The organism is Hungatella sp. (assembly GCF_046966825.1).
The window spans coordinates 1-15,956 of sequence record NZ_JBKVCZ010000142.1 but is presented as its reverse complement, the minus strand read 5'-3'; the positions used below and the strand labels follow the sequence as shown (position 1 = coordinate 15,956).

Here is a 15,956-nt window from a genome sequence, read left to right as displayed (position 1 = left end):
TCCGCCGCATCAAGCATCTCGTTCGTATCTTTTAAACTCAATGCCACAGGTTTTTCACAGAACACATGCTTTCCGGCCTCTGCCGCAAGGATGGCAGGAGCCACATGGCTGTTATTGGGAGTCGTGATGATTACGGCCTCCACTTCCCTGTTGCTGCACAATTCCTCGATTGTCGGAGCCGCATAAGCCCCCGTGTCCCGCACAAACGCCTTCGAGCGCTCATAATCCAGATCAAAGGCCGCTGCCAGCCGCGCCCCCGGCAGTCCCGCAAGATTATCCGCGTGGATGCCACCCGCATATCCGCATCCGATGATTCCATATCCAGCCATTTCCTTCTCCTCTCTCCAGTACCGCCGGACCTAAATACGTACTGCATTTAAGTCCGGCGGCACTAGCTTTATTTGTCTGCCCCCGCGGTAAGTCCCCCTACAATGCTCTTCTGTATAATCGAGAAAAACACAATCGACGGAATGACGACCAGAACTGACGCCGCCATCATATCTCCCCACTGAAGCGTCTCCATACCGCCCTTCAGGGAGTAAAGGCCCACGGAAACGGTCTGCTTATCCCCGCTGCTGATAATCAGGAGGGAGTATAAGAATTCATTCCACGCGTTGATAAATGCAAATATAGCCGTAGCTACCAGCCCGGGCGCCACCAGCGGAAGCGCGATGTGGAGAAACACCCCCGGCCTCCGGAGTCCGTCTATCAGGGCCGCCTCCTCGATATCCTTCGGCACCGTCCGGAAGTAGCTGACCAGCAGGTAGGTGCAGAAGGGGACGGTAAATGACATATAAGCCATTAATAATCCCGGCAGCGTATTGGCAAGCCCCAGATTCGACACCAGGATAAAGTAAGGGATTGCCAGCAGAATCGGCGGAAACATATAGGTCATCACAATCACTCTCGTCAGAATCTTCTGTTTCCTGCCTCCAAACCGCGTAATCGCATAGGCGGCCAGAGAGGAGATCGTCATGCCCAGCACCGTGGACAGCGACGAGTAGAGAAGACTGTTCCTCACGTATATCAGAAAGTCCGTCTTATGAAGCAGATCCTTAAACCAATACAGCGAAAACCGTTCCGGCAGAAGGGCCGCCGTGTTGCTGACAATCTCAAACTGTCCCTTAAAAGAGGCAAATATCACGATAACAAGCGGTCCTCCCGCCAGCAGTACCGCGGCGGTAAGAATCACATAGGACAGTATGGTCCATCCGTTTTTATGCAGTCTCGCTCTCATCACGCCACCTCCTCTTCCCAGTGGTCCAATATCTTAAAATAGATCAGACAGGCCGCCGTCAAAAACAGCAGCAGCAGAATGGTCACAGCCGAAGACCTTCCCAGGGAATACAGGGTCCACCCCATGCGGTAGGCAAAGATCGGCACCGTTTCCGTGGAGGTTCCCGGACCTCCCCCTGTCAGGAGGAATATCAGGTCAAAGCTGTTAAAAATCCAGATTGTCCTCAGAATAATGAGCAGTCCCACTACGACTCTCACAAACGGCAGCGTAATAAAACGAAATCTCTGAAACGGGCTGGCGCCGTCAATCTGGGCCGCTTCGTATAAATCTCTGGAAATCGTCTGCAGGCTCGCCAGAATATTAATGGCAAACAGGGGGACTCCAAACCACACATTAATCAGACTCACTGTCAGCATGGCGATCTTCGGGTTGGCCAGAAACTGAATCGGCTGTGCAATCAGATTCCAATGCAGCAGTTTGGCATTGACGATCCCGTATAGATCATTTAAGAGATAGGACCATGTAAAGGTAACGATAATCATGGGAAATGCCCACGGGATCAGCACCAGCGTCCGGAACATCCCTTTGAACCGGTTGATTTTATGAAGTGACAGAGCCACTATAAATCCGAAAAACAGCTGCAGAGACAGTGAAATTACGGTGTATACAAGGGTGTTCCACAGCGCGTGGTAAAACTCCGGATTCTGCAGAACCGACACGTAATTGTTAAACCCGACGAACTTAACCGCTTTTCCCAGCAGGCTCTTATTGGTAAAACTGTAATACACACTGATACATATCGGATATGCCAGCAGCAGTATGGTCACGAGAAATGCCGGAGTAATGAAAACCCCGCACATGTGGCGGTCCACAAAATCCGCTATCCGGTTCCCGACACTCTTTCCGGCGTTATGCCGATCCCGGTATTGCCTCATAAAATTCCTCCTGTAATGCCATTATTCCATTAAGATCTCAATTGCCGCGTTCAGCTTGTCATTCGCTTTCTTCGCAGCCTCCTCCGCCGGAGTCCCGTTCAGCACGATATCCTGCAGACATTCCTCAATAATACCCTGGCTGGTCAGCGCCGAGGCCGCAGGCGTAAGGCCATAGTCCATACCGATAAAGGTTCCCTTTTCAATCCCTTCCTGGATGTACTCGATCTCTGTCTTAAATTTCTGGATAGTCTCATCATCATAGAATTCTGCTGAGTTCGCAGCTTCCGCCGTCGCCGGCAGCTGTCCGCCCGGAATCAGATGCAGGAAATCAATATAGCGTTCCTTTTCAAAATGGAACTTGATGAAGTCATATACCGTTTCCGGATACTTCGTCTGATTCCATCCCATCAGACCAATGACAAATGTGGTAGCTCCAAGATTTTCCCCATCCGGTCCCGTAAACGGAACCGCTGCTATCTTATCCAGAAGCTCCGGTGAATTCTGTTTGACTCCATTGATATGGAAGCCTGATCCAAATGCAAACGTCGATTTCCCCTGGAAGAATACGTCATTCTGCTCGGAGAGCCCATAGTTTACGGAGCCTTCCGGAGAGCCTGCCTTATAGAGGTCCGCCATCAGCTGGATTGCCTTTACCACCTTCGGATCGGTTAAATTCCCCTTATTATTTTCTGTAATTAACGGAGCTCCCTCGGCCTTTGCAAAGCAGCTGAGAAGCTGTGCGCACATCTGGTCGTTTTTAGACATGGCAATGGTAAATCCATATCTGTTCGGCGGATCCGCCACCGCGGTCACCGTGCTTAACAGCTCATCCCAGTTTTTCGGCACAGACAGATTTTTTTCCTCCAATACGTCCTTGCGGTACCACATGACATAGGAATGAAGGTAATAGGGAATCCCCAGAACCGTGTCCCCATCCGTAAAATTCTCCAGTGGTTTTCCGAGGAAATAGTCCTCCCCCAGCGCATCGATCAGAGGGTTCATGGGCAGCACCGCCCCCGCCTGATTAATTGCAAATAAGTTGTCCGGATTTACACTGCTGACATCCGGAAGCGCTCCGGCCGCCAGCCCCGCCGTCCATTTCTGAGTAAATACATTCCATGGATACACCTCTACATTGATGGTCACATTTGGATGTTCCTTCATGTACTCGGCTACCATCTCGTCGATATAGTCTTTGCGTGCTCCCTCTGTAAACGTGTGCCAGTATGTAATCGTCTTTTTCGTTCCATCATCGGTAATGGCTGCCATGGGGTCTGCGGTCTCACTCTCCTGCCCTTTGCCTGCGTCCGCACGTTCCGCCGCTGTACCTCCCGCTGCCGTACCTTCCGCTGCTGTACCTTCCGCCACACTTTCCACCGCCGGCGCCCCGGTCGCTTTCTGCCCGTTTCCGCTGCCGCACCCCGTCATTACTGTTGTCGCAGCAAGTGCTGCCGCCACAATCAGAGCTAATCTTTTTTTCATAATCGCCTTCATCCTTTCTTTTCATTTGGGAAGCTTCCCCATCTGTTTCTATTTTAACAGACACTCTTTCTCAAGTTAATTCAAAAATCAGACATAAATGGTAAAATTTCCGAAATACCAGAGAGTTTTTATATCATAAAAACAGCGTTCCCATGAAATAAAAAAAGCGGAACCTCCGGTATCTCTCCGGAAATTCCACTCTTCTCGCCTGGCCCACAGCTTCCTCAATTATCCATCGGCGAAAGCACAGATAAAAAGCCCTGAATTGTCTTGTCATACAGGCAGAACTGGTTCCTGCCATTTTTCTTTGCTGAATAGAGCGCCTGATCGGCGCAGTGGAACAGCACTTCGTAATCTACTCCGTTCTCCGGGCAGCGCGCTACTCCCATGCTGACAGAGATCTGGAAACCCTGGAAGGAATCGGTCAGGGAACGGAAGATGCGCTCGATCTGCGGCATCACATTGCCACGGTATTCCACGAAAATCAGGAATTCATCGCCTCCGACTCTGGCTGCGACATCATCCCTTCGGATATTCTGCCGCATTTTCTGGGAAATGTACTTTAACACCTCGTCCCCGAAGATATGACCGTGCTGGTCATTGGCAAACTTAAAGTAATCCACATCAATCAGAATCATGGCATACTCTTTGCTCTCGCGCTGGACTATCATATTCTCAATCATTTCCTTGGCCGCCTTGTGATTAAAGAGGCCAGTAAGAGAATCCTGGGAGGCCAGGCGCTTTAAATTAGTGAGTTCCATCTGTTCCTCATGGATATCGATGAATTTACCGATCGTCCCGGAATATAAGGTATCCTCGTCGGAATCCCAGATCGTGCGCGCCACTACCTTGAACCACCTCGGTTTTCCCTCGATGACAACCTGATAGCTCCCGCTGAACACCGGCCCTCCCGGAGTGGTCGCACGAAGCTGTTTCTTTAAGTCCGCAAAATCACTTTTATTAAATACCCTTGCAAGTTCTTCATTGCTTTCCGGATGGGCAATCAACTCCGGAATCCCCAGGTATTTCGCTCCCCACTCAGATACTTCCAGAAGATCCGAATGAATATTGTATTCAAACTGAACCTCCTGCGACATAGAGGCGAAGAAACGGTACTTAATCCGCTCCTGCTCCAGAAGCATCAGCGTCCGGTTCGACGCACGAAGTTCATTATGGGACTTCAGTTCAGAAGCAATCCCCTCCATCTCAATATCTGACATCCCGTCCAGGGAGTGTAAATCAAGCTCCTTCAGAATACGGTCCCCCACCTCCACGAGACATTCCAGCAAGAGCGGGTTAAATGCCCCGCACTCCCCATTTAAGATCATCTCCATCGCCTTTTCGTGGCTGTAGGCCGACTTGTATACACGTTCGCTGGTGAGCGCATCATAGACGTCTGCCACTGAGACAACCTGGGCCGCGATGGGGATTTCATCCCCCTTAAGCCCGTCCGGATACCCATTTCCGTCGTACCGCTCGTGGTGCCAGCGGCAGATATCATGGGCCACCTGGATCAGCTTTTCCGTCTGACGGTTCGGCGCATTTTTCAGGATCTGCGCTCCGACGGCCGAATGGGTCTTCATGACCTCGAATTCCTCCGGTGTCAGACGGCCGGGTTTATTCAGAATCTCCTCAGGGATGGAGATCTTTCCGATATCGTGCAGAGCTGACGCATTGACAATCAGAGCGATATCCGACAGCGACAGGTGGATCTCATCGGTCTTCTCCAGCAGCTTCTTTAAGAGCATCTCCGTGATCACGCGGATATGCAGCACATGGAGCCCGCTCTCTCCGTTACGGAACTCGACGATGTTGCTCAGAATCTCGACCATCAGGAAATTATTCTTCTCCTTATCAATGATCTGCTCCGTCACCATGCCTTCCAGAATCTTCTGCTTCGTATAGAGCATGAGCATGTTGCTCACACGACGCAGCACCGTCTTCTCATCAAATGGGCGGCTGATATAATCGGCCGCTCCCAGGTCATAAGCGTGTTCAATATAACTGGAGGACGTCTCTGCCGAAATCGTAATGACCGGAATGCTCTGAATCCATCCGTTTCTGTTCATAATCGCCAGAACCTCGAATCCATCCATCTCCGGCATCACGATGTCCAGAAGAATCAGCGAAAGATCGGCGTGGTACTGATTCAGCAGGGAAACTGCCTCTACGCCGTTGGACGCTTCCATAATATCATACTCGACAGACAGTATATCCGCCAAAAGGGAGCGGTTGATCTCCGCATCATCCACTATTAAAATTTTATTCTTCATTTATCTTTTTTCCTCGCGTATCTGGCGCAATTAATCGTTCTTCAGCCTTTGAATCGCCTGAATCGTCTGACTGTAATCGTCTTTCACCCGTTCAAAAAGAGGTCCCGCCTCTTCGCTCCAGCCGCCGGCCCGCAGAGACTCGGTCAGCGCGCTGCTGGACTCGGCAAGCCTGGTGATCGACAGATTCAGGCAGATCCCCTTCAACGTATGGGCCGCTCGGAAAGCCACCTCATAATCACTCTCCTCCACCGCCTTAACCAGTCCGTCAAAGCTTTCATCACTGGAAAACTTCAGCAAAAAACGTGCGACTCTTTCTTCATTCGCCAGACGGCGAAGAACTTCCTCATAATCGGCGCCCATCTCCTCGTAACATTCCCTTACCGTCATCGAAATATCCTCCTGATCCTGTAACCTTAAGTCTTTCTATCTGTTATGATAAAGCGCTTCTCATCATTTGTCAATGAAGGAACCTTCATTCCTCATTTATTTACTGATTTCACAGATAGCATCGGAGAAACAAACATTTTTATAGGTAAGACGCGCAGGAAAATAAAAGCTCCCGGGAAGTATCCGCTTCCCGGGAGGCTGTCTAAACCAAATATTTTTTTTATTTATCCCTTAATCCCATCCATTTCCATCGTCTCCCCATAGAGATTCGTACAGAATACAGGATTCTTCACATACTCCCGCTTTTCGAATTTCTGATCATTCCAGAACCAGAACGGCAGAATCCCCATGTACGCCTCGCTCAAATGCAGCAATGCATATACAAATCCCAGTTCATCCCCCGCGCAGACTACCAGCCGTTTTTCCTCAACCAGTATCCTGTACTGTTCCGGATCCATGGATTCCTCGCAGAGCCTGATCCCGCCCCCATAAGCAGAATCCCCGTCAATCACCATATCCAGATCCCGGTAAAACCGCTCCACCGCTCGTCTCACCGCACCTCTGTCCTTCATCGTTCCAAGATCCACCGTAACGCTTTTATCCAATAAAAATGTTCCCATCATATCCTCCTTTACCGTGAAAAATTCTATCGTATCTCCACTCCATTATAGGAAAATATACAATGGGCGTAAATGGAAAAAAACCGTAAACACACTTGGAAATTTCCGACTTTTCTGCAAAACAAAAAATGAGACCCCATAATTTCTTACGGAATCTCATTCGCAAAATCCTTATAAAATAAGGGTTTATTCCATTGTATAAGGCATAAGAGCGATGTGTCTTGCTCTCTTGATTGCAACGGTAAGTGCTCTCTGATGCTTTGCACAGTTACCTGTAATACGTCTCGGAAGAATTTTACCTCTTTCAGAGACATATCTTTTTAATTTATTTACATCTTTATAATCGATGGTGCCGTTCTTCTCACCACAGAATACACATACTTTTTTTCTTCTGCGCATGCCGCCTCTTCTGAACTTGGCGCCATCAGCTTTATCATTCTTATTATATGCCATTGGTACTACCTCCTGTTAGATTTTGTTGTTTCTATCCCTGCAAGTTTAGTTGAATGGAAGTCCTTCGTCTTCGACTCCATCCGGGATATTCATAAATCCATCACCGATTGCGGAAGACGGTGCCGGTCTGGATGTTGGCTGATAGCCGCCGCCATCACCGGAAGCCGCGCCCTTGCTGTCGGCGAATTCCTGATCGTCTACAATGATATCGGTCGTGTAAACTTTGATACCGTCCTTATTCGTGTAACTGCCAGTCTGGATCCTTCCGGAAATCAACACTCTCATGCCCTGGCGGAAATACTTCTCGGCAAACTCACCTGCTCTGTCAAATGCGACACAGTTGATGAAATCTGCGGTCTGCTCGTTGCCGTCCTGGTTTCTGCGGCCTCTTCTGTCAACAGCAAGAGTATATCTTGCGATGGCCATGGCGCGCTCGCCCTGGGAATATCTTACTTCTGGATCACGGGTCAATCTACCCATCAGGATTACTCTGTTCATACGATCACACTTTCTTTATCTATTATGCCTCTTGTCTTACGCATAAATATCTGATAACTGGTTCCATAATACGAATGCGTGATTCTAACTCATTCGGTGTTGTGGAATCGCCATCAAACTGGATGAAGTAGTAGAATCCCTCTTTCATCTTCTGAATTTCGTAAGCTAATCTCTTCTTACCCCATTCGTCGATGTTAGTTACAGTACCGCCAAAACGAGTGATATAATTTGTAATCTTCTCGATGGCTGCTGCTCTCTCCTCATCTTCGAGCTTTACGTTAAGAACAACGGCTAACTCATACTTGTTCATGCTTGTTTACCTCCTTGTGGTCTCTGGCCCCTGCTTTCAGTTTCAGGAGCAAGGAATTTAATGTGTCACGGATTAATATTTTAGCAGAAATTGGCGGAAAAAGCAAGTACTTTTTCCTGTTTTCCTACGTTTTTACGACATTTCCGGGGCTTCTTACCGTTTTTCCGCCCCATCCGCTCCCTTCATCCCTCTGACGTTCTTCTCCACCAACTTTCTGGGAACCATAATCATGTGGCCGCAGCCCATACATTTCAAACGAAAGTCCGCGCCGACCCGCAAAATTTCCCATTCACTGCTGCCGCAGGGATGCTGTTTCTTCAGTTTTACAATGTCTCCGACTTCAAAATTCATCTCGTTCTCCCGTTATCAGTGTCCTTATTTTAAGTTCTCGTCCATCGCCTTTAACTCATCTGCCGAAAACTCCAGATGATCGAGACACTGAACGCTGTTTTCCAGCTGTCTCACACTGCTGGCCCCGATCAGTACGGAAGTCACAGCCTTCTCCCGAAGCACCCATGCCAGCGCCATCTGGGCCAGCGACTGATTCCTGCTCTCCGCGATCTCATTCAGCCTGCGGATCTGATCCAGCTTCTCCTCGGATAAATAGCGGTCATTAATCGTAGTCCCCACTCTGGAAGCTCTTGACCCCTGCGGGATACCATTTAAATACTTATCGGTCAATGCGCCCTGCGCCAGAGGACTGTAGCAGATACAGCCCACGCCGTGCTCCCACATAGCTTTAAACAATCCGTCTTCCGGAGTTCTCTCGAACATGTTGTAACGCGGCTGCTCGATGAGACAGTGTACGCCCATATCCTTTAACAGAAGGACCGCTTTCTCCGCCTCCTGCTTCGAATAGTTGGACAGGCCCACGTAAAGCGCCTTGCCCTGTCTTACGATGTCCGCCAGCGTTCCCATCGTCTCCTCCAGCGGTGTCTCCGGATCCGGTCTGTGGTGATAGAAAATATCCACATACTCCAGCCCCATCCGCTTTAAGCTCTGATCGAGACTGGCCATTAAATACTTCCTGGATCCCCAGTTTCCGTACGGTCCCGGCCACATATCGTACCCGGCCTTCGTGGAAATGATCATCTCATCCCGGTAGGTTCCCAGGCCGTGTCTCAAAATCTCCCCAAAATTTCCTCCGCCTTTCCCGGCGCCGGAAATCCGTAGTTATTCGCCAAATCAAAATGTGTCACACCCAAATCAAACGCCCTGCAGAGGATTGCTTCCTGATCCTCAATCGGCTTTTCCAAACCAAAATTCTGCCATAACCCGAGAGAAACCCTTGGAAGCTTCACTCCGCTTCTTCCACAGCGCTTATAATCCATCTTCTCATATCTGTCTTCTGCTGCCTGATACATAGTTTTACGCTCCTTTATTCTGTCATTTTTTCTCTGCCTGTACAGCGCTCTCACACGCCTGCCGCGTCTCCCAGCACCTCTCCCAGCTGCCCGCTGATCACCAGATCAGCACGGCTGTCCATGGGGGTAACCGTCTTATTAATCAGAACCATCCGGTTTCCTCTATAATAATCGATCAGTCCCGCGGCTGGATAAACCGTAAGCGATGTGCCTCCAACGATCAGCATGTCCGCCCTGGTGATATATGCCACCGACCGGCTAAGCACCTCCTGATCCAGACTCTCCTCATAGAGCACCACGTCCGGTTTAATTGTCCCGCCGCAGCTGCACCGCGGAATTCCATCCGGTTCATCCATATTTAAAATGTCTTCCAGGCTGTAAGACTTCCCGCACCGGGTACAGTAATTCCTGTGTACCGATCCGTGAAGCTCGAGGACTTCCTTACTGCCCGCCGCCTGATGAAGACCGTCAATATTCTGAGTGATAACAGCCTTTAACTTTCCTTCCGCCTCCAGATTTGCCAACGCCAGGTGTGCCCGGTTCGGCTTTGCTTCCGGAAACAGCATTCTGTTTTTATAAAACCTGTAAAATTCCTGGGGATTCTGCCTGTAAAAGCTGTGGCTGATAATCGTCTCCGGCGGATACTGATACTGCTGGTGATACAGCCCATCCACGCCTCTGAAATCCGGAATCCCACTCTCCGTCGAAATACCGGCTCCGCCAAAAAATACGATCCGGCTGCTCTCCGAGATCCACTGCTTCAACTGTTCCTGTGCTTCCATCTCTCCCGTTCTCCCTCCTGTCCTTTCAATCAGGCCGCCACTGCACTCTGCCATGCAATGGCGGTCCGATACTGGAACTCAGACGGGGTGCCGCAGACTGGATTCTTCCAAATCCGCCTGCGGCACCCCGGATCGTTTCAGAGTATGTTTGAAAATATCTCATTTCAATCCACGCCCGCCACTGCCGTTCAGCTTCTTTTAAAGCTTCGAATATCCGTAACCGTTTACAAGGGCATCCAGCTTGATTCCCTTCTTGCAGTATGGGCATTCCCGGAAATCATACGTCTGATAATCAGGGATATCACGCTCCCGGAATACAGAGTTCACAGGCATCCCATCCAGTTCCCCGATCGCACTGAAGATCGCCGATATTCCCTGGAGCTTTCCTCCATAATACTGAATACACTCGACTCCCTTGTTGATCGTCTTTCCCGTTGTCACGGAAGCCATCAGAAGAATCACATTCTTACCGGTTATCATGGGCTGAATATTGTCACGGAAAATCATCTGGCTGTTACTGTTGTACTCCGGAGTCACAACGTAAATTGTCTGATGCGCATTCCTGGACATAACGCCTGCCTTTGTCAGTTCCTCCGCCAGATAGGCGCCTACCACATCCATGCCATCCAGGCATACGATGGTATCCACAAACGTATTATACAGGTAAAGTCCCACTAAATCACGGGCGACCTCCTGTGCCTCACTAACACGCGTCTTCAGCGTTGTCATATCAATGTAGTAGTTGATATGGGAATGGTTGGTTGCGAAATGTCCCGGCACAACCTTGAGCGGTACGTTACATCCTGGAGCCTGAAGCTTAATATATCTGTTTTCCATAGAAACCTCCCCTGCTACTGTTTTCTCTATTATACTACAGAAACAGGACTGGTTACAAGGAAAATCTATTAGTTTTGCACAACACGGTACTATACTACCTCATCGAAATAAACACCGTTTAACGGCCTGATTCTTTCCGCCATACTCCGGCGGTTTTCCGGCATCTGCGGCATTTTGTATCCAAAGAGCCAGGCTGTCATCTCCGCAATTCCCAGAGACAGATGCGGCTTCACAAGAGTCCCCTCCGTCATCCGAGTCACCCTGGAGCCATTCTTATCCAGCTTCCAGCGGAAAATGCCGTCGTTCTGGCGTATCTGCCCGTCCGAAACCTCGATCATAAGTTCCATCTCACTGACTTCTGAGTCCTCTTTTAACCGGATCACTGAGACGAACTGCTCCAGATTGATGATTCGTCCCATCATAAGAGGCTTTGGCGGGGCGATCTCCTTCACATAGTCCGGATGCACCAGAAGCTCCCTCTGTTCCATCTCTCCGCCTCCATAATAGGCGGAAATACCGGCCAGCCGCTCCCTCTCGTCCCTCGTTCTCAAGAGTACCAGATCGCCGTCGGCGCTTCTCACCTCCCGGCACAGAGCCCGGTAATACTCCTCATCACGCATCGTGTAGACCTCATAATGCTTTTCAAGGCATTTGCCCGCAAATCTGGCCGCCTCCTCGCATTCCTCCGTCCGCTGTTCTATGAGGGCCCGTCCACTCAGACGCATCATGCCCTTTTCACTCAAAGTAAGCTGCGGCTGATCAAAGATATAGGTAAACTCAAACGGCAGATAAATAGCCGGATTCACCGGATGCAGAAAGCAAAATCCCATCTTTTCCATATACATATCGGCAAATATCCTGGACAGCAGGCGGCTCATATACCCCTGGTGACGCCATGTCGCCGCGGTAGCCACCCCGGCGATATAGTCGATCCTCCAAATACGGTCCTTAACCACCACATCAAACGGATTCCGGTGGAGCATGGCCACGATCTCATTGTCCTCCTCCGCCACGAGAATCTTGTTCCGGCGAGCCTTCTCCGCATAGTAAAAATCCACGAACGACTGGGAATCTTCCACAAAGATCTCTTCCCACAGCTTCCGGCTCCTGCTTTTCTCTTCCTGTCTTAAATAATGTATCATCCTTTAAAGTCCTTCTGTTCTATGCTGTATTTTCTGGCAAAGTCAATGGGATTATAGGACATCTTCGCTCTGCGCAGGCCTTCCATTCCCACGTCGTCCTCCCGGTTGACAAGCATCATTTCCTCTGGAAATGCCCTGACCAGAAACTCTCTGTTAATAAACTGGTAAAGTCCATTGATCTCCGGGTTGGCCTTCTCAATGTGAATTACCGCCATTTTTTCAAATTCATTATAGCTTCCTATCGTAAACGCTTCCAGCTTACCATCGATATAGACGCCGGCCATCCGGACGCATAACTGGGAACAGTTCTTCAAGATATCGTGAATTCCGTTCACCTCATAATCCAGCTGGGTACCGAACTCCGCGGCCTCCACCTTGTTTTCCCACCATCTGTCCAGGAACTCCCACACATCGTCCCGGTCAGAACAGCATAAAGTCCGGTACTCATACCGCCCTTCATACTCCCTCAAAAATGCATTCAGATGATTCTTTTTTTTATGCAGCTTCTTGCCGGCCAATGACCGCATGGCTGCAGCATCATACAGATAATCCTTTAAATCTTCCTGCTCCTTCACCTCAAACTTCTCAGGATCCAGATTTAAATAGTTCACACCGTCCTCATCCGCCAGATAAATCCGAAACGGCTTCTTTAACACGGTATTAAAATATTCTACCATCTCATAAAAGTAATGGGACAGCTCCTCTTCCTTACACATCGGCATGGCGCTGAAAGTAATGCCATCCTTTTCCATCAAAAACTGTACTGCTTTCTCATCGCTGATCGCGCATTGGATATGGTAAAAATCCCTCCAGATAAAACTGTCCAGAAATACACTGTCACACGTCTTATTGGGCCGCAGTGCGAAAAACGGCGTCACTCTCTCGATATCCTTTGCCTCTACCGGCTTAAACTGTAGGTTCATAATAATTCCCTTCTGCATCAATATTGTCTTTCGTCTTATAATCTGAGTTAACTCTTCTTAACAAAATCCGTATTGCACTTCGGACAGTGAATGCTGATTTTCCCTTTTCCTCTGGGAATCCGGATCTTCTGTCCACAGCTGGGACATTTATAGATATGGTATTCCTTCTTTTCCCGAATTCTAAACTTAAATTTGCGAAACTTTTCCGTCACAGAATAACGAAGTCCTTCAAACACCTGCTCTTCCTTATATCTTTTCCCGATATTCCTCGAAAACATCCGAAAATAGCAGAGAATCAGACACGCAAACGCCAGAATATCCACCCATGGTTTCCTTATGAAAATTCCAAGCAGCAGAAAGAAAAGTGAAACACCGATCAAAAACTGTCCCAGGCGATCCGCTCCATAGCGGCCCACCATAAATCCTGCAAACTTTTCCCTCCATTTATTCATCATATATTTAAACGCCTCTTTTCCTCATAATGACTTAACTATAATGAAGTCCCTGCAAAAAGTCAATCTCGTCAATTGATGTTTCACAATCTTTTTAGATTTTCCCGGGTATCACGCTATTGTATACCCATTTTTCCCCCTCTGTTTCGTCTGATAAAGCGCCGCATCCGCTTTCTGATACAGCGTATCAAAATCATTTCCATCAATAGGGGCAATAGAAACTCCAATACTTGCGGACATCTCCCAGTTCTTCCCGCCTTCTGTGCATGTAACCCTCAGTGCATTCGACAACTCCTTCGCCTTATCCTCAACCCATTCAGAGTCAGGCGCCGGAATAAACGCTGCAAATTCATCTCCGCCCACTCTACCCAGCACATCATTAACCCGGAAATGCTTTCTGATGATAGAAGTAAACTCTCTGATACAGTAATCTCCAAATGCGTGCCCGCACGAATCATTGGCCTGCTTAAAATTATCAATATCAAACAGAAAGAAGGCATAGACCCCCTCCGCCGGTCTGGACAACAGGGCGGTAATTTCCCTTCCCGTTTCCATCTTAGTTAAGAAACCAGTCATCTCATCAAAAGAGGCCCGAATTTCCTTTTCCTTCTCTGCATTAATATTTTTCCGGTACGTGAACATATGGATACATTCATCTTCCTGAGAAAAGAAGATATAAGCATCGATCCGCATCCAAAAATACCGGCTCCCCTCCTGAGTAATCTTAAAATCATATCTTAAATGATTATTCCCCATTTCATACTGCCGGATAACATTTTCCGGAGTAAATGTGGAGACGTATCCCTCCCGGTACTCCTCCTTAATCTGTTTTTCCGCAATCACTTTAAGTCCCTGGTCATAAGGCAGATCCCCCGCACCCAGACTGCCGAAATACTGTTCTGTCAATTTATTCGCATATTTGTTTCTCGTTATATTCAGTTCGTAGATATTATCATACAGCTGCTCTGTAGCCCTCTTAAACGCATCCTGCCGTTCTTCCATCAGCTGAGTAATCTGCCTGTTGAAATTGCGGAGCACCGTTGTTATTACTACCAGGACTGTAATAATAATCGCTATAATAATAACCCCTGTCTGGTACAGCCGATCCTTTATTTCACTCACGATAGCGCTGTTATTCTGTTCCACTACCAGATGCCATGACAGTTCCGGAATATACCTTGAAACCACATAGCTCCTTCCTTGGCCGCCCACCGCAGTATCCGACCATAGTTCCAGATTGGCAGAATCCTCCTTCCAGCCCAGCACCTGACTGCGGATACTCTCCTGCTCAAACGTCTGAAACCAGTCGATCCTACTGTATCCCGTATGTTCAGAAGAGATCTCAATCACACCGTTCTCATCGATCAGACATGCATTCAAATGATATTTTTCTTCATAGCTCTTCAAAAACTCTTTTAAATAACTCACCCGCATACCGACTCCCACCACCCCCAGGAAGTCACGATCAGGCCCATAGATCTTACAGTTTACAAACACCGTTATTGCATTGTCCGCTCCGTTTACCTCATCATTATCCACGTTCATGGAGTACTCAAGATCATCGTTCAGCATATCAAAATACCATACGTTCTCCGGATCTTCCTCCGTCAGTATTCTGTCAATCCCATTGAAATTATAATAGCGGTTCGTCAGGGCCGATACCAGAAAGACCGAATCAAAGTCATACTTCTCCCGATACGTCTCCAAATAGTTCTTGATCGTCCATGCATACTGTTCGTCCTCTAAATGAGCTTCCTCGCCCTCCAAATGGGCCGCCAGAAGGCTGTCATGGGCCATGGTAAGGGAAATGTTAACAGGCCTTGTAAACAGGGCTGTAAGCTGATAATAAATGCCTTCCGTCGTCAGAGAAGCCACCTGTTCGATGTTATTAAGCGAAGCTTCATAATTTGCCTGATAACTAAAAAAGGCCGTCACCAGAAAACCACATACCAGGATCACACTGACCAGCAAATTTGTCTTTAAAAGCTCCCGATTTTTTTCCAAAATGAGCCTCCTTTACTCTTTTAATCCTGTATTGTTTTATTTTTGATACTCGTTTTATTTTTGATACTCGTTTTATTTTTGATACTTGTCTTATTTTTAATACTTACTTTTGGCACTTTAAATCTGGTTTTTAGTATATCACATAATGCGCCGTCTAAATAGTTTCCACTCCTGCCTCTTACAAAAATGGTTCTGTTCTTACTTAGGTCAGTTTACAAGGAACTACACGCAGACCGTGAAACGGGCTGCTGACAACA

17 protein-coding genes and 1 pseudogene are annotated in these 15,956 nt (G+C 48.3%); all 18 read right to left on the bottom strand.

The annotated features are described in order from the left end of the window. On the bottom strand, positions 1-329 hold a 329-nt coding region (locus tag ACLTD4_RS28115), incomplete at its 3' end, for a Gfo/Idh/MocA family protein (RefSeq protein ID WP_412331744.1). A gap of 68 nt (positions 330-397) precedes the next feature. After that, entirely contained in the window at positions 398-1,237 is an 840-nt protein-coding gene (locus ACLTD4_RS28110; protein ID WP_002602067.1) for a carbohydrate ABC transporter permease, read from the bottom strand. Then, complete coding sequence (locus ACLTD4_RS28105) at positions 1,237-2,172, bottom strand: carbohydrate ABC transporter permease (protein ID WP_117622563.1); 936 nt, start codon at positions 2,170-2,172, stop codon at positions 1,237-1,239. Before ACLTD4_RS28105 ends, ACLTD4_RS28110 begins: the two co-directional genes overlap by 1 nt. A 21-nt stretch (positions 2,173-2,193) precedes the next feature. Next, a complete protein-coding gene (locus ACLTD4_RS28100) occupies positions 2,194-3,654 on the bottom strand; it encodes an ABC transporter substrate-binding protein (protein ID WP_412331743.1) in 1,461 nt (486 codons plus the stop codon). Between the two features lie 224 nt (positions 3,655-3,878). Next, complete coding sequence (locus tag ACLTD4_RS28095) at positions 3,879-5,927, bottom strand: diguanylate cyclase (protein WP_055657969.1); 2,049 nt, start codon at positions 5,925-5,927, stop codon at positions 3,879-3,881. Positions 5,928-5,957: 30 nt separating this feature from the next. After that, on the bottom strand, positions 5,958-6,314 hold the full coding sequence (locus ACLTD4_RS28090; protein WP_055657971.1) for an Hpt domain-containing protein: 357 nt from the start codon (positions 6,312-6,314) through the stop codon (positions 5,958-5,960). A gap of 224 nt (positions 6,315-6,538) precedes the next feature. Then, entirely contained in the window at positions 6,539-6,937 is a 399-nt protein-coding gene (locus ACLTD4_RS28085) for a hypothetical protein (RefSeq protein WP_243008292.1), read from the bottom strand. 183 nt (positions 6,938-7,120) lie between these two features. Next, on the bottom strand, positions 7,121-7,387 hold the full coding sequence (gene rpsR, locus ACLTD4_RS28080) for a 30S ribosomal protein S18 (RefSeq protein WP_002602079.1): 267 nt from the start codon (positions 7,385-7,387) through the stop codon (positions 7,121-7,123). A 45-nt stretch (positions 7,388-7,432) separates the two neighbouring features. Beyond that, positions 7,433-7,885: a single-stranded DNA-binding protein gene (locus ACLTD4_RS28075; RefSeq protein ID WP_025532065.1), complete on the bottom strand. Its 453-nt coding sequence runs from the start codon at positions 7,883-7,885 to the stop codon at positions 7,433-7,435. Between the two features lie 22 nt (positions 7,886-7,907). Continuing rightward, on the bottom strand, positions 7,908-8,195 hold the full coding sequence (gene rpsF, locus ACLTD4_RS28070; protein ID WP_002602081.1) for a 30S ribosomal protein S6: 288 nt from the start codon (positions 8,193-8,195) through the stop codon (positions 7,908-7,910). Between the two features lie 153 nt (positions 8,196-8,348). Further along, positions 8,349-8,546 (bottom strand): DUF951 domain-containing protein, encoded by a 198-nt coding sequence (locus ACLTD4_RS28065; RefSeq protein WP_002602082.1) that lies wholly within the window; start codon positions 8,544-8,546, stop codon positions 8,349-8,351. A gap of 24 nt (positions 8,547-8,570) precedes the next feature. After that, positions 8,571-9,559 (bottom strand): annotated as a pseudogene (locus ACLTD4_RS28060) (aldo/keto reductase). Positions 9,560-9,609: 50 nt separating this feature from the next. After that, positions 9,610-10,341, bottom strand: coding sequence for an NAD-dependent protein deacylase (locus ACLTD4_RS28055; RefSeq protein WP_117622560.1), 732 nt, complete (start codon positions 10,339-10,341; stop codon positions 9,610-9,612). 198 nt (positions 10,342-10,539) lie between these two features. Next, entirely contained in the window at positions 10,540-11,178 is a 639-nt protein-coding gene (locus tag ACLTD4_RS28050) for a hypothetical protein (RefSeq protein ID WP_055657990.1), read from the bottom strand. An 89-nt stretch (positions 11,179-11,267) separates the two neighbouring features. Then, a complete protein-coding gene (locus ACLTD4_RS28045) occupies positions 11,268-12,320 on the bottom strand; it encodes a GNAT family N-acetyltransferase (RefSeq protein WP_117622559.1) in 1,053 nt (350 codons plus the stop codon). Next, on the bottom strand, positions 12,317-13,243 hold the full coding sequence (locus ACLTD4_RS28040) for a DUF2156 domain-containing protein (protein WP_002602087.1): 927 nt from the start codon (positions 13,241-13,243) through the stop codon (positions 12,317-12,319). The genes ACLTD4_RS28045 and ACLTD4_RS28040 overlap by 4 nt, the downstream gene beginning before the upstream one ends. A gap of 47 nt (positions 13,244-13,290) precedes the next feature. Further along, on the bottom strand, positions 13,291-13,698 hold the full coding sequence (locus ACLTD4_RS28035; protein WP_117622558.1) for a hypothetical protein: 408 nt from the start codon (positions 13,696-13,698) through the stop codon (positions 13,291-13,293). A 108-nt stretch (positions 13,699-13,806) separates the two neighbouring features. After that, the gene (locus ACLTD4_RS28030; RefSeq protein WP_117622557.1) at positions 13,807-15,699 is read right to left on the bottom strand and encodes a sensor domain-containing diguanylate cyclase; all 1,893 of its coding nucleotides are present in this window, start codon (positions 15,697-15,699) and stop codon (positions 13,807-13,809) included. Between the last annotated feature and the right edge of the window lie 257 nt (positions 15,700-15,956).